17 protein-coding genes are annotated in these 20,266 nt (G+C 70.0%); 10 read left to right on the top strand and 7 right to left on the bottom strand.

All coding sequences use genetic code 11. The annotated features are described in order from the left end of the window. Window positions 1-137: 137 nt before the first annotated feature. Both LUU90_RS25345 and LUU90_RS25340 read left to right on the top strand, forming a co-directional pair. Window positions 138-3,263: a S8 family serine peptidase gene (locus tag LUU90_RS25345; protein ID WP_275007016.1), complete on the top strand. Its 3,126-nt coding sequence runs from the start codon at window positions 138-140 to the stop codon at window positions 3,261-3,263. A 169-nt stretch (window positions 3,264-3,432) separates the two neighbouring features. Then, entirely contained in the window at window positions 3,433-4,569 is a 1,137-nt protein-coding gene (locus LUU90_RS25340) for a dipeptidase (RefSeq protein ID WP_275007014.1), read from the top strand. Window positions 4,570-4,583: 14 nt separating this feature from the next. On the opposite strand, the gene LUU90_RS25335 is transcribed toward LUU90_RS25340, so the two are convergent. After that, on the bottom strand, window positions 4,584-4,856 hold the full coding sequence (locus LUU90_RS25335; protein ID WP_275007012.1) for a hypothetical protein: 273 nt from the start codon (window positions 4,854-4,856) through the stop codon (window positions 4,584-4,586). A 175-nt stretch (window positions 4,857-5,031) separates the two neighbouring features. Continuing rightward, a complete protein-coding gene (locus LUU90_RS25330) occupies window positions 5,032-5,574 on the bottom strand; it encodes a GNAT family N-acetyltransferase (protein WP_275007010.1) in 543 nt (180 codons plus the stop codon). A gap of 206 nt (window positions 5,575-5,780) precedes the next feature. On the opposite strand from LUU90_RS25330, the gene dnaK reads away from it, so the two are divergent. From dnaK to LUU90_RS25305, 5 genes are all read left to right on the top strand, one after another. Continuing rightward, entirely contained in the window at window positions 5,781-7,646 is a 1,866-nt protein-coding gene (dnaK, locus tag LUU90_RS25325; protein ID WP_275007007.1) for a molecular chaperone DnaK, read from the top strand. After that, on the top strand, window positions 7,643-8,338 hold the full coding sequence (gene grpE / locus LUU90_RS25320) for a nucleotide exchange factor GrpE (protein ID WP_275007006.1): 696 nt from the start codon (window positions 7,643-7,645) through the stop codon (window positions 8,336-8,338). The genes dnaK and grpE overlap by 4 nt, the downstream gene beginning before the upstream one ends. A 76-nt stretch (window positions 8,339-8,414) precedes the next feature. Continuing rightward, a complete protein-coding gene (locus LUU90_RS25315) occupies window positions 8,415-9,428 on the top strand; it encodes a DnaJ C-terminal domain-containing protein (protein ID WP_275007004.1) in 1,014 nt (337 codons plus the stop codon). Between the two features lie 106 nt (window positions 9,429-9,534). Next, window positions 9,535-9,987, top strand: coding sequence for a heat shock protein transcriptional repressor HspR (locus LUU90_RS25310; RefSeq protein ID WP_275007002.1), 453 nt, complete (start codon window positions 9,535-9,537; stop codon window positions 9,985-9,987). A 166-nt stretch (window positions 9,988-10,153) separates the two neighbouring features. Then, window positions 10,154-10,462 carry a DUF1540 domain-containing protein gene (locus LUU90_RS25305; protein WP_275007000.1) on the top strand — a complete coding sequence of 103 codons (309 nt, stop codon included), beginning with the start codon at window positions 10,154-10,156 and terminating at the stop codon, window positions 10,460-10,462. A gap of 78 nt (window positions 10,463-10,540) precedes the next feature. Here the strand turns inward: LUU90_RS25305 and LUU90_RS25300 are convergent, their stop codons facing one another. Continuing rightward, a complete protein-coding gene (locus LUU90_RS25300) occupies window positions 10,541-11,308 on the bottom strand; it encodes a hypothetical protein (RefSeq protein WP_275006999.1) in 768 nt (255 codons plus the stop codon). Window positions 11,309-11,556: 248 nt separating this feature from the next. Here LUU90_RS25300 and LUU90_RS25295 point away from each other — a divergent pair, with 248 nt between their 5' ends. After that, the gene (locus LUU90_RS25295) at window positions 11,557-15,003 is read left to right on the top strand and encodes an RNA polymerase sigma factor (protein WP_275006998.1); all 3,447 of its coding nucleotides are present in this window, start codon (window positions 11,557-11,559) and stop codon (window positions 15,001-15,003) included. A gap of 47 nt (window positions 15,004-15,050) precedes the next feature. Here the strand turns inward: LUU90_RS25295 and upp are convergent, their stop codons facing one another. Further along, entirely contained in the window at window positions 15,051-15,686 is a 636-nt protein-coding gene (gene upp / locus LUU90_RS25290) for a uracil phosphoribosyltransferase (RefSeq protein WP_274998012.1), read from the bottom strand. A 192-nt stretch (window positions 15,687-15,878) separates the two neighbouring features. Here upp and LUU90_RS25285 point away from each other — a divergent pair, with 192 nt between their 5' ends. Next, window positions 15,879-16,313: a nucleoside deaminase gene (locus LUU90_RS25285; protein WP_425596302.1), complete on the top strand. Its 435-nt coding sequence runs from the start codon at window positions 15,879-15,881 to the stop codon at window positions 16,311-16,313. Between the two features lie 16 nt (window positions 16,314-16,329). Here the strand turns inward: LUU90_RS25285 and LUU90_RS25280 are convergent, their stop codons facing one another. Both LUU90_RS25280 and LUU90_RS25275 read right to left on the bottom strand, forming a co-directional pair. After that, complete coding sequence (locus LUU90_RS25280; RefSeq protein WP_275006997.1) at window positions 16,330-16,974, bottom strand: hypothetical protein; 645 nt, start codon at window positions 16,972-16,974, stop codon at window positions 16,330-16,332. Then, the gene (locus tag LUU90_RS25275) at window positions 16,965-18,101 is read right to left on the bottom strand and encodes an L-histidine N(alpha)-methyltransferase (protein ID WP_275006996.1); all 1,137 of its coding nucleotides are present in this window, start codon (window positions 18,099-18,101) and stop codon (window positions 16,965-16,967) included. The genes LUU90_RS25280 and LUU90_RS25275 overlap by 10 nt, the downstream gene beginning before the upstream one ends. A gap of 174 nt (window positions 18,102-18,275) precedes the next feature. Between LUU90_RS25275 and LUU90_RS25270 the strand changes: the two genes are divergently transcribed. Further along, window positions 18,276-19,085 (top strand): Sir2 family NAD-dependent protein deacetylase, encoded by an 810-nt coding sequence (locus tag LUU90_RS25270; protein ID WP_425596301.1) that lies wholly within the window; start codon window positions 18,276-18,278, stop codon window positions 19,083-19,085. 13 nt (window positions 19,086-19,098) lie between these two features. Here the strand turns inward: LUU90_RS25270 and LUU90_RS25265 are convergent, their stop codons facing one another. Beyond that, window positions 19,099-20,058 carry a transglutaminase-like domain-containing protein gene (locus LUU90_RS25265; RefSeq protein WP_275006992.1) on the bottom strand — a complete coding sequence of 320 codons (960 nt, stop codon included), beginning with the start codon at window positions 20,056-20,058 and terminating at the stop codon, window positions 19,099-19,101. Window positions 20,059-20,266 lie beyond the last annotated feature (208 nt).

Below are 20,266 nucleotides of genomic sequence, written 5' to 3'. Positions count from 1 at the left end.
CCCTGGGAATCACCCGGGTGATTTCTGGGCCTTTTGCGGTTTTCACCTGATCTCGGACGGTACCTTCACGGCACACCCCTGCCCCGCGCAGGTCCAGTTGCGCCCGGTGTCCCGGCGCGCCCCAGCCTGGAGAGCCCATGCACCCTCGCACGCGACGTCGTACCAGGACTCTGGCTTCAGCCACTGTCCTGGCACTCCTGGCAGTACCGAGCGCAGCGGTCGCCGCGCCCGACCCCAGCCCGCAGCCGGACGCACGAGCGCACGGCGCCGTCGCTCTCGGGACTTCCGGCCCTCAGGCGGCGCCCCTCATCGACCCGGCGGACAAGTTCACCGCCGGCGCCACCCGGGCATTCGCCTCCGACGACACCGCCGACTTCTGGCTGCGGTTCGCCGAGAAGCCCGACCTGTCGGCGGCCGAGGGCATCACGAGCTGGTCGGAGCGCGGCGACTACGTCTACGAGACGCTCCTCGCGGCCGCCGAGGCGTCCCAGAAGGACGCAGTGGCGGAGCTGGAGGAGGCCGGCACCAGGTACACCTCCTACTGGGCCACCAACGCGATCTTCGTCGAGGGTGGCTCGCTGGACCTGGCGACGGACCTGGCGGCGGACGCGCAGGTGCTGGAGGTGCGTCCGACGACGCACTACGAGGCGCCGGAGCCGGTGGAGGCGAAAGCCGCCCCGAACGAGGCCGAGGCAGCGGCGGAGGCAGCAGCAGAACCCACATGGGGTGTCGCGGCGATCAACGCTGACGACCTGTGGGCACAGGGAATCACGGGCGAGGGCATCGTGGTCGCGGGAATCGATACGGGTGTGGACACGGCGATCGACAGCGTCAAGGCGCAGTACCGCGGAGATGGGGGCAGCGACGACTACAACTGGTATGACGCTGCCGGCATCGGTCAGCCCTCCCCCGGAGATACCGCCGCGAACGGCCACGGCACCCACACCATGGGCAGCATGGTCGGCGGGACGGTCTGGTGGAACCAGGTACAGCACCAGTTCGGTGTGGCTCCGGGCGCTGAGTGGATCGCCACCAACGGTTGCGCCGCCGGATGCATGGACAGAGCCCTGATCCGTTCGGGGCAGTGGATCCTGGCGCCGACCCGTGCCGACGGAACCCGACCGGACACCGCGAAGCGCCCGCACATCGTGAACAACTCGTGGGGTAGCAGGCTCCCCTCGACGGACCCGTTCATGGAGGACATCATCACGGCGTGGGAGGCCGCGGGTATCTTTGCCACGTTCTCCGCCGGGAACATGGGCGAGGACGGCTGCCAGTCGTCCGGCAGCCCCGGCTCACGGCAGGCGTCGTACGCGGTGGGCGCGTTCACCGAGAGCGGCAGGATCGCTCCTTACTCCGCACGGGGCACCGGTCAGGACGGCATCGTGAAGCCGGACATCGCGGCACCGGGCGACAACGTCTTCTCTGCACTCCCCGGCGGCCACATGGGCATCCTGTCAGGTACGTCCATGGCTGCCCCGCACGTCGCTGGCGCCGTGGCGCTGCTGTGGGACGCCGTCCCCGAGCTGGTCGGTAACGTTCAGGCGACCCGCGCGATCCTGGACGGTTCCGCAGAGGACATGAGCAACACCTCGTGCGGTGGAACCGCAGACGACAACAACGTGTGGGGCGAGGGCAGGCTCGACGTCCTCGCGGCGTACGACCTGGCCCAGGCGCAGGCTTTCGACACGACGACCGTGCCGACCATCTCCGGTGACGAGTACCTGGTCGGTGAGCCACTGACGGCGACCGTCGAAGCCTGGAGCCCGGCCGCGACGTTCACCTACCACTGGCGCCGGACGGACCCGGCCAACGGCACGAGCGAGATGATCCCGGACGCGACCCGCGCGACCTACACGCCGCAGGCCGCTGACCTCGGCGCCAACCTGACGGTCACGGTCGTCGGCTCGGCTGACGGACGCACGCCCACGTCGACGACCAGCACCGCGACCCCGGTGATCGCTCCCGGCCGGCCGACGGCGTCGGTCCCGACGATCAGCGGTAAGGTCCGCGTCGGCTCCACGCTCCGTGCGCTCGCCGGTTCCTGGACCTCGGGTACCGGGTTCTCCTACCAGTGGTACGCGAACGGGACCGCGGTCCGCGGCGCCACCGGCTTCTCCTTCACGCCCACCTCGGCGCAGCGGGGCAAGCGACTCACGGTCAGGATCGTCGGCACGCGCGCCGGATACACGACGGTCAGCCGGACGAGCGGTGCGTCCGCAGCGGTGGCGTCCGGCGCCTTCTCGCAGTCGGCGCCGGCGATCAGCGGCGTGGCGACACCGGGAGCCACACTCAAGGTCTCGCGCCCGCAGTCCACGCCGACGCCGGGCGCCGTCGGCTACCGCTGGAAGCTCGACGGGCGCTCCATCCGAGGCGCGACCGGTAGCAGCCTGTCCGTCCGCTCGTCGTGGAAGGGCCGCACCATCACCGTCAGCGCGACCGTGCGGCGTACCGGCTACACGACTCGGACGGTCACCTCGGCGGGGGCGAAGGTCGGTTCGAAGTACTCCGCGTCGCCGAGCCCCAGGATCTCGGGCACCGCGCGAGTCGGGTCCCGCCTCCGGGTGACGGTCGGCAGATGGTCACCGAAGCCATCGTTCTCCTACCGCTGGTACGCGGACGGCGTGCCGATCTCCGGTGCGACGAGCTCGACCTACTCGCTCAAGGGCCCGGACTACGGGAAGAGGATCACGGTCTCGGTCCGGACGTACCGCGGGGGCTACGGGACGGCGACCCGGTTCAGCTCGGCGACCCGCGCCGTGCTGACGTCTGCCGTGCGGTTCCCGGGCGACGACGAAAGCGGCTGGCTGGTCGGGAACGGCAGCGTCCCGCCAGTGACGTACATCGCCCAGGCGGGCAGCGCGATGTGCACCTGGCAGCGGCAGTCCTTCAACGCCGTCCTCGCGCGTGACACTGGTCTGGGCCAGCGGATGGTCAAGGTGCAGTCCACCGACCACTCCATCTGGTCGACCACGAGCTGTGGCACCTGGACCAAGTACTACCCCGGGATGACCACCACGCGAGCCTCGACGGCTGCTCACGGCACCTACGCCATCGGCGACCACCTGGAGCGGGGTGTTTACTCCACGACAGGCCCGAAGGATCCCAGCAACGAAGTGTGCCACTACATCTTCTACAAGGGCTTCTACGGTGTCGATGCCGTGCTGAGCCACGACATCGTGACAGGCGCCCGCACGGTGACCATGCCGAAGTCCGCGACGGGCTTCGAAACCGTCGGCTGCAGCTGGAAGCGCATCGGCTGACCGGACGGTCGCACAGAGGGTCCTGGGAGTCGCGCTGCGCCCGCTTCGGCGCGGCTCCCAGGACTTCACGGCTCTGGTGGCGAGAACAGGCTTTCCGGCGCACCCCGGATCATGACTGGGATCCGAATCCTGACCCTGGGGGTCTCGACCGCGCGATAGCGTCGCCCGCATGACGACCGCCGACCGCCTGAGCGCGCTCCTCCAGAAGCACCCCGTCTGGGACGGGCACAACGACCTTCCGTGGGAGCTGCGCGAGCAGTCGTCGTACGACCTCGACGCGGTCGACATCGCACAGCGGCTCACGACCACCCACACGGACCTGCCCCGCCTGCGCGAGGGCGGCGTCGGCGCCCAGTTCTGGTCGGTGTACGTGCCGTCGAAGCTGGTCGGCGGGGCGGCGGTCACCGCGACGCTCGAACAGATCGACTGCGTGCACCGCATGGTGCGGAAGTACCCGGACACCCTCCAGCTCGCCCTGACCGCCGCCGACGTCGAGCAGGCGTGGGCCGGCGGGCGCATCGCCTCCCTCATGGGCGCGGAGGGCGGCCACTCCATCGACGAGTCCCTCGCCGTCCTGCGCATGCTGTACGCCCTCGGCGTCCGGTACATGACCCTCACGCACAACGACAACGTGTCCTGGGCCGACTCCGGGACCGACGTCGAGGTGCTGGGCGGTCTCTCCCCGTTCGGCGAGGACGTGGTGCGCGAGATGAACCGCCTCGGCATGCTGGTCGACCTCTCGCACACCTCCGCCGGCACCATGCGCCACGCCCTGCGCGTCACCTCGGCACCGGTCATCTTCAGCCACTCGAGTGCCCGTGCCGTCTGTGACGTCCCCCGCAACGTGCCCGACGACGTCCTCACCGACCTCACGACCAACGGCGGCGTCTGCATGGTGACGTTCGTGCCGCAGTTCGTGTCACCCGCGGTCGCCGAGTGGCGGGCGACCGGCGCCGAGGCGGCCGCGGCCCAGGGGATCAAGAGCACCGACATCGGAGCCTTCGAGCCGTTCATGGGCGAGTGGCGGGCCCGGAACCCGCAGCCCCGCAGCACGCTGTCCGACGTCGTGGCGCACGTCGAGCACGTCCGCGAGGTCGCCGGCGTCGACCACGTGGGACTCGGTGGCGACTACGACGGCACACCGACCCTCCCCGAAGGCCTGGAGGACGTGACGGGCTACCCGCGTCTGCTCGCGGCGCTCGCGGACAACGGTTGGTCCGACGCCGATCTCGGAAAACTGGCGAGCGGGAACGTGTTGCGCGTGCTCCGGGACGCCGAGTCGGTGTCGGCGCGGGCCGCGCACTGACCCGGCTCGACGACTCAGCTGGGCAGCTGGACGACCTTGCGCTGGAAGCCCAGGGCCACCTTCTGCAGGGACTCGAGCGGTTCCTGCTCGTTGTGATAGCTGATCTGCCGCAGCATCGAGCCCGACGAGGCGAGCAGCGCGACGATCACGTCGCGCGCGTCCTCGCGGGTCTCCAGGGCCTCCTGCAACAGCTCCTGGACGTGAGGTGACCTGAGGCCGTCCTCCTCGGGATCGAGCAAGGCTGTCAGGAGCGCTATCGACAACGAGCTTCCGTGGATGCTTGCCATGGTGGTCTCCCCCCGTCGGGGCCCGGTGTCCCGGGCATCAGGCACCCGCGGGCATGCCCGCGGGGTACGCGTCCGATGCCCCCACCCCCTGTGGCTTCGGTCGTGCACCCTTGTGTACCGCAGGTCAGGGCGTCGCGCCTGTTGGTAGGGGCGAAACAGAGACCGGCCGCGCGGATCAGTCGTGCAGGAGACGCTGGAACAGGACGTGGTCCTGCCACTGCCCGGCGATCTTCAGGTAGCCGGGCGCGAAGCCGATCCGCTCGAAGCCGACCCGGGCGAGCACCGCCTGGGACGCCTCGTTGTGCGGCAGAGTCGCGGCCTGGAGGCGGTGCAGGCCCAGCTCGTCCCGGGCATGCGTGGCCAGCGCCTCGATCGCGCGGGTCATCAGGCCCAGACCGGTGAACCGGGTGTCCAGCCAGTAGCCGACGTGCCCGTTCTCGAAGGCGCCGCGCACGATGTCGGTGAGGTTCAGCCGGCCCACGATCTCGCCGTCCGCCTCGAGCACGGTGTGCAGCGCCCGGCCCGTCGAGTTCTCCAGCACCTGTGCCCAGAGTCGCTCCTTGTGCCACTCCTCCGTGTAGAACGCCTCTGGCCGCGCCGGGTCCCACGGAGCGAGGTGCTCGCGGTTGCGGCTGTAGGCGTGGGCGAGCGCCACCGCGTCGTCCTTGGTCAGCTCCCGGAGTGTGACGTCATCGGTCAGGGCGATCTCGAAGGGCATGGCGCCACCATAATCCCGTACCGGTGGGCACTGCGTCTGCGCAGGTGAGCGGGGTTCTGGGCCGAGCAGTGCGCCGCCGGGAACTTTTCGGCCGTGGACGAGGTTGAGTGAAGTGGACTCAACTTTCGGCGTGCGGGCTTGCTTCCCTGCGAGCTCCGGCTTAAGTTGAGTGCAGAAGACTCAATCTGTCGGAGGAAGGCAGTCACATGGCACGCGCAGTAGGTATCGACCTCGGCACCACGAACTCGGTGGTGGCGGTTCTCGAGGGTGGAGAGCCCACCGTCATCGCCAACGCGGAGGGCTCGCGGACCACCCCCTCGGTGGTCGCGTTCTCCAAGACCGGCGAGGTCCTGGTCGGTGAGGTCGCCAAGCGTCAGGCGGTCACCAACGTGGACCGCACCATCTCCTCGGTCAAGCGCCACATGGGCACCGACTGGACGGTGGACATCGACGACAAGAAGTACACCCCGCAGGAGATCTCCGCCCGCATCCTGGGCAAGCTCAAGCGCGACGCGGAGGAGTACCTGGGCGAGCCGGTCACGGAGGCTGTGATCACGGTCCCGGCGTACTTCAACGACGCCGAGCGCCAGGCGACGAAGGATGCCGGCCAGATCGCCGGGCTCGACGTGAAGCGCATCGTCAACGAGCCCACCGCGGCCGCCCTCGCCTACGGCCTGGACAAGGGGAAGGAGGACGAGCTCATCCTGGTCTTCGACCTCGGTGGCGGTACGTTCGACGTGTCCCTGCTCGAGGTGGGCAAGGACGAGGACAACTTCTCGACGATCCAGGTGCGCGCCACCTCGGGTGACAACCGCCTGGGTGGTGACGACTGGGACCAGCGCGTCGTGGAGTACCTCATCAAGCAGGTGAAGAACTCCTCGGGCGTCGACCTGTCGAAGGACAAGATCGCGCTCCAGCGTCTCCGTGAGGCCTCCGAGCAGGCCAAGAAGGAGCTCTCGTCCGCGACGAGCACCAACATCTCGATGCAGTACCTCTCGATGAGCGAGAACGGCCCCATCCACCTGGACGAGAAGCTCACGCGCGCTCAGTTCCAGCAGATGACGCAGGACCTCATCGACCGCACCAAGGCACCGTTCCACGCCGTCATCCGCGACGCCGGCATCTCGGTCTCCGACATCGACCACGTCGTGCTCGTGGGTGGCTCCACCCGCATGCCGGCCGTGACCGAGGTCGTCAAGGAGCTCACCGGTGGTCGCGAGCCCAACAAGGGCGTGAACCCGGACGAGGTCGTCGCCGTCGGCGCCGTGCTGCAGGCCGGTGTCATCTCCGGTGACCGCAAGGACGTCCTGCTGATCGACGTCACCCCGCTGTCCCTCGGTATCGAGACCAAGGGTGGCGTGATGACCAAGCTCATCGAGCGCAACACGGCCATCCCGACCAAGCGCAGCGAGGTCTTCTCCACGGCCGACGACAACCAGCCGTCCGTGGCGATCCAGGTGTTCCAGGGTGAGCGCGAGTTCACGCGCGACAACAAGCCGCTCGGCGTGTTCGAGCTCACCGGCATCGCGCCCGCCCCCCGGGGTGTGCCGCAGATCGAGGTGACGTTCGACATCGACGCGAACGGCATCGTGCACGTGTCCGCCAAGGACCGTGGCACGGGCATGGAGCAGTCGATGAAGATCACCGGCGGCTCGGCCCTCCCCAAGGAGGACATCGACCGCATGGTCAAGGACGCCGAGGCGCACGCCGACGAGGACAAGAAGCGTCGCGAGGAGGCGGACACCCGCAACCAGGCCGAGGCATTCGCGTACTCCATGGAGAAGCAGATCGCGGACAACCGCGACAAGCTTCCGGCCGAGGTCGTCACCGAGGTCGAGGCGGACATCGCCGCGGTGAAGTCGGCGCTCGAGGGCGACGACGCCGAGGCCGTGAAGACCTCGTACGAGAAGCTCGGCGCATCCTCGCAGAAGATCGGCGAGGCGCTGTACTCCGCCGAGCAGCCCGCGGCGCAGGGTGCCGAGGGTGGCCCGCAGACGGCGAACGCCCAGTCCGCCCCTGAGGAGGACGTCGTCGATGCCGAGATCGTGGACGACGAGGACGAGCGCAAGTGACCGAAGAGAACCCGCAGGGTCCCCCTGAGCCCGAGGGCTCGGGAGAGCACCCCTTCCAGTTCAGAGACAAGCGCAAGGTGAACAACTCCGGGGACCAGAGCCGTCCGGCCGAGCCCGAGGTGTCCGCCGAGCAGCCGGGCGAGTCCGGGTCCGGTTCGCCGGCCGAGCCCGCCGGTGCCGACCAGGCCGACCAGCAGGGCGCCTCGGGCGACCCGCTGGACGGGCTCGACTTCGAGCCCTCCGGCGAGGCGGCCGAGGCCGCCGAGGTCCTCAAGGCGAAGGCCGAGGCCGCGGAGCACCTGGACGCTCTGCAGCGTGAGCGCGCCAGCTTCACGAACTACCGCAACCGGGCACTGCGCGACCAGGAGGCCGCGCGGAACCGGGGCGTGCAGGACGTGCTGACCGCGCTGCTGCCGGTGCTCGACGACGTCGAGCGCGCGAAGCAGCACGGTGAGCTGAGCGGAGCCATGGCGGCGATCGCGGAGAAGCTCGACCAGAACCTGCAGAAGTTCGGCGTCGAGCGGTTCGGCAAGGTGGGGGAGGAGTTCGACCCCACCGTGCACGAGGCGCTCATGCACTCGACCGACGCGGACGCGACGGCCGCCACGGTGAACCTCGTGGTGGAGCCCGGGTACAAGATCGGCGACAAGGTGGTCCGGGCGGCACGCGTAGGCGTCGTCGGGCCGGAGTGATCGCTCGGTGGTCGAGCGTGCCGGGACCTCGGTCCTGGCAGGCTCGACCACCTACAGCAACGCGGAAGGAGGTGCCATGACCGGTCAGGACTGGATGGAGAAGGACTTCTACGCCGTGCTGGGCGTGCCCAAGGACGCCGACGACGCGGCCATCAAGAAGGCCTACCGCAAGCTGGCGCGCCAGTACCACCCGGACCAGAACCAGAGCAACGCGTCCGCTGAGTCTCGGTTCAAGGAGATCGGCGAGGCCTACGCGGTGCTCTCCGATCCGGAGCAACGCCGTCAGTACGACGCCGTGCGTGCCATGGCGGGCGGCGCGCGCTTCTCCGCGGGGCCGGGCGGTGCTGGTGCCGGTGGCTTCGAGGACATCATGGGCGCCATGTTCGGCGGCGGGGGATCGGCCGGCCGGGGTGGGCCGCGCGTCCGCTATTCGCAGGGCGGCGGCGCAGGTCCTGGCTTCGAGGACATCCTCGGTTCCATGTTCGGCGCCGGGGGGCCGTCGGCCTATGGCTCGGCGGGTCCCACAGGATTCAATGCACCGACCCCTGGGGCAGACATCGTCGCGCAGGTCACCCTGCCGTTCCGCGCGGCGGTCGAGGGCACCACTGCCGATCTCGAGGTCAACGGCCGCACCATCACGGCCCGGATCCCGGCGGGCATCAACGACGGCAAGAAGATCCGCCTGCGCGGCAAGGGCAAGCCGGGTGTCGCCGGTGGCCCCGCGGGCGACCTGGTGGTCACCGTGCACGTGGCGCCACATCCCGTCTGGACGCTGGACGGGCTCGACCTGCGCATGACCGTACCCGTCACCTTCGCTGAGGCGACCCTCGGTACGGCACTGACGGTGCCGACCCTGGACGGCTCGACCGTGCGGCTGAAGGTGCCGCCGGGGACGCCGTCGGGCCGGTCACTCCGCGTCAAGGGGCGTGGCGTGCAGACAGCTTCGGCCAAGGGCGACCTGCTCGTCAGCGTCCAGGTGGTCGTGCCGCAGAAGCTCAGCAAGAAGGCCAAGCAGGCGCTCGAGACGTTCGCAGCGGAGAGCGACGGCGAGGACATACGCGCCGGGCTGGCCGAACGGGCGGCGGAATAACCTTCGGCGCGGTGGGGCATATGTCCCACCGCGCCGCAGTCGGTTAATCTGCCCGCACGCAATCCCGAACGAACGAGACAGGATCGAACGAGACAGGGAGGGGCACATGGTCGACGACGACGCACCCGTGCTCACCGTCTCCAAGGCCGCCGAGCTCGCGGGCATGCACCCGCAGACGCTGCGGCAGTACGACCGGCTCGGCCTGGTGGTACCCCGGCGTACCCGGGGCCGGGGCCGCCGCTACTCCCGCCGGGACGTGGCGCGCCTGTTGCAGGTGCAGCGGCTCGCGCAGGTCGAGGGCATCAACCTGGCCGGGATCAAGCGCATCCTCGACCTGGAGGCGCACGTCTCGGTCCTGGAAGAACGTCTCGGTGACCTGCTCATGCGTGTCCAGGAGGAGGGACGCGTGTTCGCCGCGGGCCCGGCCGCCGGTGACGTCGTCGTGGTACAGCGGGGCCAGCGGGTCCGCAGCGCGGCGATGCGGGTCGACCTCGAGCACCGCGGCGTCGGCGGTGGAGCAGTGGTGCTCTGGCGCCCGTCGCCCCGGCGCGACAGCTGAGTGGTCCCTGCGGACGCTCCGCCATTTCGGCAATGCAATTCTTTCGTTAATCGGAATGTGCGCCGGAAAGATAGGTAAGGCATTCCTTGCTCTACGCGTTCTGCATTTCCGGAATAGGATCTAGCTATTCCGGATGGTCCACCGCACCACGCGAGGAGTGAAAGTCATGAGCACGCTGATGGAAATGCCCGAGGTCGCCGAGTGCTCGATCGACGGCTGCGGCTACAACCACGACCACGGCTGCCACGCCGGCGCCGTCACCATCGCGGGCCATGAGGGCGACGCCTCGTGCGCGACGTTCATCCCGCTGAGCACCAAGGGCGGCCTCGAGAAGGTCATCGCACACGTCGGCGCCTGCCAGCGTGGCGAGTGCGTGCACAACGACAGCCTGGAGTGCGGCGCATCATCGATCCGCGTGGGCGCCGGGCCCGAGGAGCCGGGGCACGCCGACTGCCTCACCTTCCAGCCGCGCTGACCCGACGAAGCCCTGACCCGACGAAGCAGGGCGCCTGCTCGACGATGAGCAGGCGCCCTGCGGTGCGGTTCTGAGGGCTCAGCGAGCCAGGTGGTCCAGCAGCAGCAGCGCGTCGTCGTGCGTTCCGGGCAGGCGCTCGACCCAGACCCGGGTCGGCCGGCGGACCTCGGTCGTGAGGCCGAGCACCTCGGCGTTGCGCTCCACGACGCGACGCAGCGACTGGCCCAGCTCGGCGGTGGCGGGGCCACGCTCGCACAGCACCACGAAGGTGCCGTCGCCCACCGCGGCCATCGGATGTCCCTCGCCGAAGACCTGGTGCAGCGTGCGGCCGATGGCGGCGGAACGCGCGAGCCGTTGCCACGTGTCCAGGCTGTCGAGGCCGACGTCGAGCACGAGCAGGCAGTGGGAGGTCCCCGCGGTGGAGCCGGCGCGCTGCGCCGTGCCGTAGGTCTCGCGCAGGCGCTCGCCCAGGTACTCGCCGGTCGGCAGGCCTGTCGACGGATCGTGCGTCGCCACCTGATAGGGCACGCGCTCGCGTTCTCCTACCCAACCGATCGCCGCGGCACGCACCGCGCCCACGTCGGTAGGACGACCAAAGGCGGCATAGAGGCAGGCGACGTCGTCCAGCGCCTCGGTGATCCCGGCACCGATGGCGGCCCGTGCGGCGCCAAGGCGCTCCGCGGGGGCGATCACCCCGCGGCCCTCGGCCAGCGCCTCGGCCAGCGCTTCGGCGGCCGGATGCTCCCAGTCGTTCGGCCGGATCCAGACCGACGCCAGACTCGTAGCGCGCCACCGCTCACGCAGGTCATGCACACGCACCCGCGCCTCCTGCTGTGACTCACTCATGATGATGGGACCCTCACGGGGATACATCATGACGCACCTTCGAGGGTGGTGTATCGCACTTCACCCTGAGTTCACGTAGGAAATGTTTTTTCCACCCCCTAGAAGCCCGGCGTGGCTCTATAGTCTTGGGCAGGACACGGCAGAGAGTCTGGGTAGACGTGAAGCAAGCCGAGAGCAGCACGGGGGAAACTCCGAGTGACGCGGAACTGATCCTGCAGGTCAGGTCAGGTGACCGCGATGCTTTTGGCGTGCTGTACGAGCGCCACGCGGCCGCCGCTCGCGCGCTAGCACGCCAGTACGTCTCGCCCGCGGACGCCGAGGACGTCGTGGCCGACGCCTTCAGCAAGCTGTTCGAGATGCTCCGTCGCGGCGCAGGACCCGACGCCGGGTTCCGTCCCTACCTGTACACCGTAGTTCGTCACCGGTCGTTCGACGTCTCCCGGGGTGCCGCGCGAACGCGCCCCAGCACGGACGACGAGATCGAGTCGGTCCTCGGCCGGGTGGCCTCCGACGAGGACCCCGCGCTCGCCGGCTTCGAGCGCAGCGTGGTCTCCAAGGCCTACTTCGACCTGCCCGAGCGCTGGCGCGAGGTGCTCTGGTACGTGCTGGTCGACGACCTGAAGCCCGCACAGGTGGCGCCGGTGCTGGGACTCAGCCCCAACGGCGTCTCCGCCCTGCTCTACCGGGCCAAGGAAGCACTGCGCGCCGGCTACCTGCAGCAGCACCTGACGCATGCTCCGTCGGACACGTGCCGCTCCGTGAACCCGCTGCTCGGCGGGTACGTGCGCGACAGCCTGTCCAAGCGGGAGACCGCCAAGATCGCCGACCACCTGGGCACCTGCGGCACCTGCAGTGCCCTCGTGCTCGAGCTGCACGACGTCGCGCACGGCATGAAGACGGTCATCGCTCCGCTGGTGCTCGGTGCGGGCGGACTGGCTCTGGTCGGCGCGGGTGCGCCGATCGGCGGGATCGTGGTCGCGGCCAAGGCCGGTGCGGGTGCGGCGGTCGGCAGTGCGCCGGCGACCGCGACCGTCGGCGTGGCCTCGACCGGCACGTTCTCGGGCGCGGTGTCGTCGGCGGTCTCCGCCACGGCCGGTGCGTTCGCCTCGGCCGCGGCTGCCGCGACCGGTGGCAGCGTTGCGGCGGGAGCCATCGCGGTCGCCGCTGTCAGCATGGTCGCCGCTCTGCAGATCGCGGGCCCCGCCGACGGCGAGCGGGTGGCCACCGACGCGGTGATCGCCACGAACGACGGTCGTGAGCTGCCCGGTGCCGAGGAGATCAACGGCAAGCCCGTGCTGCCCACCGACATCAACATCGAGCCGGACCCGAGCACGCACGCGGTTCTTCGTGTCGGCTACACCGACGCCTCGGAGCCCCTGGCACCGCGCAAGCAGCAGCACCTGAAGCTCGCCGTCTCGAACGAGGGCGAGGTCGCTGCGTCAGGCACGCAGCTGCTGATCACGCTTCCGCCGGGGCTCACCCTGACCCCGGATGACGGGCCGTTCGGCACCGGTGTGGGCGGCCGGCTGGTGGGCTCCGTGGAGCCGCCAGCAGGTTCCGGCGACACCCAGACCGGCGACGCCCGGACCGCAGGACCGTCAGGTACCGGCACCGACACCGGTGCGAGTTCCGGCGAGAGCAGCGCGAGCGGCTCCGACGCCGGTTCCGCGACCCCGTCCGACGGCGAGATGCAGGCTCACCCGAGCGCGTCGCCCACCCCGCCCGCCACGGTGGGGCCGATCGGGAACGACGGCCCGGCCGCCTGCACGCCGACGGAGCAGACGAACGTGCTGCTCTGCTCGCTCGGCGAGGTCGAGCCGGGACAGCAGCACGACGTCCAGGTGCCCGTACGGGCCAACGCGGGCGGTGACTACCCGATCGGCGCCGAGGTCTGGGCCGACGGCCTCGCCCACCAGCCGATCGAGCTCCCGAGCCGTACGGTGGCGCCGTTCGGCCCGGAGCTCTCCGCGTCGACCGATGACGTCTCGCTCGGCAGCCCGGGGACGACCGCGCTGCCGGTCCGTGTGAGCAGCACGGGCGACCGCACCGTGCCCGCCGGGTGGGCCGTCAAGGTGTCGCTGCCCAAGGATGTCCGGCCCACGTCGACGCAGCCGGAGCTGCCCTGCGTGTCCGCCGAGCTGCCGAACACGTGGCTCTGTGCGCCGTCCGAGGGCACGGACGCGGGTGCCGCGCTGGAGACCGGCGAGACCCGCGATCTCTCGCTGAACATCACGACTGCGGTTGACATGCAGTCGGCGGCGGCTGTCGTGCTCGGTGCCGCCAACATCAGCCCCGTCGTGCCCCAGGGCAACGCGTACGCCGTCACGTCGACGCTCACCGCGACGTCGGCCTGGGTGGACGCCGCGAAGGGGGTGGGCAAGGTCGCCGCCTCCTGCCTCGCCGAGGGAGGAGTTACCACCGCCAAGGCGGTGGTGACCGGCACCTACGTCAACACGACGCAGCGTCCGGTACGGGTAGCCCTCCAGGCCGCGGGCAGTACCGATTCCTCGGGCAAGACCCTCGCCCCCGGGGAGTCCACCGCGCTGACGGTGCACGACGGCCTGCGGGTTCCGGCGGGCCAGGCGAACTTCGTCCTGGCCACGGATGTGGACGGCCAGACCTACAAGACGCCCGTGCCGGCAGGCGATCACCAGGCTGTGGACTGCTACGCGCCGTCGTGGACCACCGAAACGAGCGCCCGTACGGCCAACCCGGGCGGCACCGTGACCGTCGAGGGCACGCTGATCAACAAGTCGGAAGAGACGCTGAGTGCCGTCATGGTCGTCCGGGTGGATGGCGGCGAGTTGGAGTCCGTGGTTCGCACCGCCTCGCCTGGCGGCACAGTCAACTTCTCGGTGAACACGGGCAGCCTGCACGTCCCCGAGGGTGACGCTGTCTTCCGTCTCTCACGAGATGGTGTCGACGAGGACGGTGATCCGCCGGCTCAGCGGGTTGTGCCCAAGACTCACCCCAAGGCCCACTATGACGCAGCGTTGATCTCGCCGGATGTGGGTGCCGCGCCTGTGACCGCGGGGGCATGCGAGTTCGACGCTGCGCGGGACCGTTCGGTGCAGACTTTCGCCGTCACGGCTGACAACACGAAGTCGACGCTGCCCGTGCGGTTCCACGTGGGAGACGTGACCAGGACGGTGGCGGCAGGGGCGACCGAGGAGATCCAGTACCGGGTCGCTTGGGGCACCGAGACCGCCCAGCTGACGGCCGCGGGCAAGACACTGGACACGATGAACGTCTCGTTCGAGTCGTGCGCACAGCTCGCCTGGCCCGCCGAGGCAGTATCGGTCGAGACCGCCGCGCAGTGCTCCGACGACCGCCTGGTACAGCTCACCGCGACGGTGCACAACCGGACCGCTCACGACTGGATGGGCAATCTGGTCCGCGAGAGCAGCGAGGACGTCGGAACTCAGCAGGCGGTCCCCGCCGGCCAGACGACGACGCTCACACTCACCCGGCAGACCCCCGTCAGCAGCGAGGGCACTGTCACCGTGCGGCTCAACCGACCGCTGGAAGGCAGGGGCCACCAGGTGGAGTGGTCGTTCAAGGTCGAGGGCAGGAACTGCGTGGGCGTCGAGTGCCAGCCGGCTCCGGACGTGACACCGACCGCCGCGGGACAGGAGTGGGTGCGGCGCTGGTGGGAGTACGGCACCTGCAACGATGCGACCGCCAGCCGGGCGTGACGCTCGGCCCGCACACCGGCGCCAACGCCCGGCCGTAACGCCCTGGCTCAGACGATCCCGTAGAGGCGGTCGCCCGCGTCGCCCAGGCCGGGCACGATGTACGCCTTCTCGTTGAGCCGCTCGTCCACCGCCGCGACGACGACGGACAAGTTCGCGCGGTCGCCCACGTGCTCCTCGAGCAACTGGATGCCCTCGGGCGCCGCCAGGAGGCAGACCGCCGTGACCTCGCGAGCTCCCCGCTCCAGCACGTAGTCGATGGCGGCGACCAGCGTGCCGCCCGTGGCGAGCATCGGGTCGATGAGGAAGACGTGCCGCCCCGTGAGGTCGTCGGGCAGGCGGTTGGCGTACGTGACGGCCTTGAACGTCTCCTCGTCGCGCACGAGGCCGAGGAACCCGACCTCCGCCGTCGGGAGCAGGCGGCTCATGCCGTCGAGCATGCCCAGTCCGGCGCGCAGGATCGGCACCACGAGCGGTGGCGGCGACGCGAGGCGGGTGCCCGTCATGGTGGTGACCGGTGTCTTCACCTCGTGCGGCTCCGTGGCGATGTCCCGCGTGGCCTCGTAGGCCAGGAGCGTCACGAGCTCGTCGACGAGCAGGCGGAAGGTGGGCGAGGCGGTGGTCTCGTCCCGGAGGACGGTCAGCTTGTGGGCGACCAGGGGGTGATCGACGACGTGGAGGCGCATGGGGCCAACGCTACCGGGCGGTTGTGCGGCGGCACCGCGTGGAACCGCAGAACGTTGCCAGGCCCACACCAGGAGCCGCCGGCGCACCGTGGCGTCCGGCGTACGGGTCACTAGGGTGACTGTGTGGCTGACACGTCGGAGGGCCTGAGCGCGATGACCGTCGCGGAGCGCCGCGCCCATTGGGAGAACTGGATGGGCGCCGCCCTCGACGAGGCCCGCCGTGCCCTCGGCACAGCCGATGTACCGGTCGGGGCCCTGGTGCTCGACGAGGTGGGACGGGTGATCGGCGTCGGGCACAACGAGCGGGAGGCGACCGGGGACCCGACCGCCCACGCAGAGGTGCTCGCGATGCGGGCCGCCGCCGCGGCGCGCGGCGAGTGGCGCCTGACCGGCTGCACGCTCGTGGTGACGCTCGAACCGTGCCCGATGTGCGCGGGAGCACTGGTGCAGGCCCGCGTGCGGCGCCTGGTTCTCGGGGCATGGGACCCGAAGGCGGGCGCCACCGGTTCCGTCTGGGACCTGGTGCGTGACCAGCGCGCGCTGCACGAGGTCGAGGTGCTCGGCGGTGTGCGTGAGGGGGAGTGCGGCGCGCTGCTCCGGGAGTTCTTCGAGGCGCGGCGCGGCTGAGCCCGCCGTCCTGCCCTCAGACCTGGGGCAGTGCCAGGTGGAGCTGGTCGAGCAGCGTACGGAGGCGGAGCAGGTACAGCCGCTCGTTCGCCAGGCTGGACAGGTTCGACCCGGCGTCCGCACCGCCCTGGTACTTGATGAGCATGAGCTCGAACTCCGTGAGGTCACGGCGCCAGTTGTAGCCCTGCACCTGCTCCCGCCAGCGGTGCAGCTTGCCCACCAGCGGACTGTCGGGCGTACGGCTGAGCACGCCGGAGGCGAGCGCGGCGTCGACGGCGGACAGTGCGAGCCGAGGGCTCACCGAGAGGGCGCGCTCCCCGCCGGTCCGGAGCCCGGCAAGGCGGCGCTCGACGATCGCGCGGTTCTGCTGCAGCTCGAAGACGACGGACGCGACCACCTCTGAGCGGCGTTCCGTCTCCGCGTTCTGCCGCTCCACGACGAGGCCGGTGACACCGGCCAGGAGGGTCAGGGAGTTGACCCAGGGTTCCCACTCGGGACCGATGCCGAGGATCCACAGGATCCCGAGCACGAACGCGATGCCGAGCAGGGCGTACGTGATCACCGCGACGACGACGCGCCGTCGGCGGGCCCAGCGGCGGCTCGACCACGCCACCCGGACCTGTCGCCGCAGCAGGCGCAGCTGGGCCTGCATCACTTCCACACGTCGAACGTCGGCAGCTCGACGGGTGCGTTCTCGTCGTGGGACAGGATGCGCAGCTCCAGGCCGAACGGGTTGTGTCGCTGCGTGTGCCGGAAGCGTTCGCGCTGCATGTGGGTGGTGCGCAGACCGGCGCCGGCGACCAGCTGGTCGATCCGCTCCGTCGTGTACTTCCGGGTCGTGTACAGCCGGATGGTGTCCTGGGGCTTCAGGCGGATCGGGCGGCTGCCCGGGATGAGCATCCGGATCACCTCGGAGCCGGCGTTCTGCCAGAACACCTTCAGCAGGATGCTCTCGTCCTCGACCGAGCCGGCGAACCTAATCTGCTCGAGATCGATCTTGAGGTCCGTGTTGTAGCGGACGGCGCTCGCGACGAACTCCACGAACCCGCGGGTCTGGCGGTACTCGACCTCGGCGTCGTGCACGGCGTCGTCGGACAGGCTCTCCGTGGTCGCGAACTCGACGAGCATCCGGTCCTGGGGGCGGAGCACCTTGGCGATGCCGTTCAGGAACTCGGCGTCGCCGTCGAAGTTGGCGACCGTGTTGCCGACCAGCGAGTACAGGATCGGCTCGTCGTCGACGAGGCGGTCGAGGAACAGCTTGAGCTCCTCGAGGTTGCCGTCCAGGGAGAGGTCGATCTGCAGGCCGAGGGAGCGGTCCAGCGGGAAGTGCGCGTCCCGGACGGCCGTGCGTGAGCCGGTCCGGAGCATCTCGGCGCTCATGTCCACCGGGATGTAGAGCATCGACGGGTGGGCGCGCCGCATCGTCTCCAGGAACATCCCGTCCTTGGCGCCGGTGCCGACGCCCAGGCTGACCAGGTGTACGCACTCGTCGGTGACGAGCGGCGAGATGCTGCGCCACTGTCTGCGGAACATCTCGGTACCGACCTTGATCACCATGTAGGTCGGGTCGTTCGACGCGTTGAACCAGGCGATGGTGGGACCGATGCCCCAGTAGGCGTATCCGGACGGGACGCGCTTGCCGTCCCCGGTGCTCGAGTGGCCGTCATCGAGGTACTGGGCGAGGGTGGCCAGCTTGTCCGACTGATCCTCACCGACGAGGGTCACGGACCACGCGAAGTCGTCGCCGGCCAGGGTGCTGTCGATCCTTGATATCGCTGAGTCGCCCACGAGTCCCCTTGTGCTCCGGTGCAAAGAAATCCCAGGCTAGCCGGATGCGGTCCCGTGCGAAATGGAACACACGACGGCGTCGACGGCCGGTACGCGGCATACCCTCGTAGGGTGTTCCCTCAAGTCCGACCCACCACCTGGCAGCCGGAGCCCGTCGAGGTTGCCCGCACCACCGTGGACGACGCCGTCGAGGTGCTCGCCGGCCTCCGGTTCACGGCGCTCACAGGCGCCGGGATCTCGACCGACTCCGGCATCCCCGACTACCGCGGGCCCGACTCCCCGCCGCGCAGCCCGATGACCTACCAGCAGTTCGTGGGGGACGAGCAGTTCCGCCGGCACTACTGGGCGCGTAACCACGTGGGCTGGAAGCACGTGAACCGGTCGCTGCCGAATACCGGGCACAAGGCTCTCGTCCGGCTCGAGGAGCGCGACCTCCTCGCCGGGATCATCACGCAGAACGTGGACCTGCTGCACGAGGACGCGGGCTCGCGCAACGTCATCGACCTGCACGGACGTTACGACCGGGTGATCTGCCTGTCCTGCGGCCGGGTCATCTCGCGTACGCACCTCGCCGAGCGGCTCGACGCGCTCAACCCCGGTTTCCTCGAGTCCGTCGGTGACGTCGCGGACATCGAGATCGCGCCCGACGCCGACGCCGTCATCGAGTCGACCGCGCACTTCCGGCCGGCGCCCTGCGAGTTCTGCGGCGGTGTGCTCAAGCCGGAGATCGTCTACTTCGGGGAGAACGTGCCGCGCGAGCGCGTAGAGCGCGCGTTCGCCCTGGTGGACTCCGCCGACGCCCTGCTCGTCGCCGGTTCGTCGCTGACCGTGATGAGCGGGCTGCGCTTCGTGCGCCACGCCGCCACGGAGGGCAAGCCCGTGGTGATCGTGAACCGCGGCATCACCCGCGGCGACAAGTACGCGACCGTGAAGATCGACGCGGGCGTGAGCGACGTCCTGGACGAGCTGGACCGACGCCTCTGACCCGCACCACAGGTCAGTGGGTGGCGGCCAGGTCCGTGATGCCGCCGTGGCCCGTGGGGGAGAGCGTGAGCACGCGCTCGCCCGGGTGCAGGCGCACGTCCTCGCGGTAGAGCTCGGCGAGCTGGTCGGCGGCTTCGGCGTCCCCGGCGTCGGCCGCGACGAGCAGGTAGGCGAGCTCGTCGGCGATGGCATCGAGCTCGGCGTCGGACGTGTCCGCACCCGGCAGGCCGGCCTCCTGGACCCACTCCGACGCCGGCCAGCGCTCCGCCTCGCGAACAAAGGGGCTGCTGAGCCGGGATCCCCACAGATCCCAGAGGAGCAGCTCGTCGCGGTGCCGGTGCGCCACCTCGAGCAGCACGTAGTCCCGCACGAAGTCCCTGCCGCGCAGCCGCGGCACGTCCGGGTCCACGCCGAACGTGGCCGGGTCGGCGGTCCCGGCACGGATCGCGAGCCACGACTCGGCCGCCGTCGGGAACGGTGACTCGGGCCCGGTGGGCATGTCGTTCACGTCGAAGTCGAAGTCGTCCTGGTCGAGCTCCGGATCGAACCGAACCCAGCGGCTGCCGTCCCAGCGCTCGCCCACCACGTGGTCGGCATGCCAGCCGGGTGTGAAGTACCTGGCGAACCCGATCCGGGACCGGGCGGGGACGCCGTGCGTGCGCAGCACGCCGAGCGAGACCAGGGTGTGGTCACGGCAGCAGCCGGCCACCTGCTGCGCTCTCGTGCGCGGTCCGTCGAGCGGCGCGCGCGCCTCGGCGGCGTCCAGTATCGAGGTGAGCCAGCGGCGGTCGGGGTCGGCCTTCTGCGCCTCGGTCAGCTGCGGGCTCCCGGCCCGGTAGTGCACGACGGCGGAGCAGACGAACTGGTGCAGGTCGTCCGGCTCGGTGCTCAGCTCGGTGAAGAATCCTGCGTGATTTCCGGGGTTCGAGTACGGACTGTGGTCCGAGTAGTCGAAGAGCGTGGGCGCGGGCATCGGTGTCCTCCCTCGACGGTCTCGGAAGGCTACCTCGCGAACCGCATCCTGGGACAGCCATATCCGTACCGGGTTCGGCAGGTCTGCCGGTTCGTTCGTCGACACTGGTCTCGACTGCCTCTTGACGTGCCAATTCACCCGCCCCACACTGTTCTACAACCTTGTAGAAGCCGGAGCGACGATGGTCCGGCTCGATATGTGAGCGCTC

The organism is Promicromonospora iranensis, from assembly GCF_028994775.1.
GTDB classification, from domain to species: Bacteria; Actinomycetota; Actinomycetes; order Actinomycetales; family Cellulomonadaceae; genus Promicromonospora; species Promicromonospora iranensis_A.
Note: the sequence above shows the minus strand (reverse complement) of the source record. Positions and strands in the feature narration are given on the sequence as shown.

Excerpts from the sequence above, each read along its gene's own strand:
- LUU90_RS25345 (WP_275007016.1), top strand. The coding sequence starts at position 138 with ATGCACCCTCGCACGCGACGTCGTACCAGGACTCTGGCTTCAGCCACT.
- LUU90_RS25340 (WP_275007014.1), top strand. The coding sequence starts at position 3,433 with ATGACGACCGCCGACCGCCTGAGCGCGCTCCTCCAGAAGCACCCCGTC.
- LUU90_RS25335 (WP_275007012.1), bottom strand. The coding sequence starts at position 4,856 with ATGGCAAGCATCCACGGAAGCTCGTTGTCGATAGCGCTCCTGACAGCC.
- LUU90_RS25330 (WP_275007010.1), bottom strand. The coding sequence starts at position 5,574 with ATGCCCTTCGAGATCGCCCTGACCGATGACGTCACACTCCGGGAGCTG.
- dnaK (WP_275007007.1), top strand. The coding sequence starts at position 5,781 with ATGGCACGCGCAGTAGGTATCGACCTCGGCACCACGAACTCGGTGGTG.
- LUU90_RS25315 (WP_275007004.1), top strand. The coding sequence starts at position 8,415 with ATGACCGGTCAGGACTGGATGGAGAAGGACTTCTACGCCGTGCTGGGC.
- LUU90_RS25310 (WP_275007002.1), top strand. The coding sequence starts at position 9,535 with ATGGTCGACGACGACGCACCCGTGCTCACCGTCTCCAAGGCCGCCGAG.
- LUU90_RS25305 (WP_275007000.1), top strand. The coding sequence starts at position 10,154 with ATGAGCACGCTGATGGAAATGCCCGAGGTCGCCGAGTGCTCGATCGAC.
- LUU90_RS25300 (WP_275006999.1), bottom strand. The coding sequence starts at position 11,308 with ATGAGTGAGTCACAGCAGGAGGCGCGGGTGCGTGTGCATGACCTGCGT.
- upp (WP_274998012.1), bottom strand. The coding sequence starts at position 15,686 with ATGCGCCTCCACGTCGTCGATCACCCCCTGGTCGCCCACAAGCTGACC.
- LUU90_RS25285 (WP_425596302.1), top strand. The coding sequence starts at position 15,879 with ATGGGCGCCGCCCTCGACGAGGCCCGCCGTGCCCTCGGCACAGCCGAT.
- LUU90_RS25265 (WP_275006992.1), bottom strand. The coding sequence starts at position 20,058 with ATGCCCGCGCCCACGCTCTTCGACTACTCGGACCACAGTCCGTACTCG.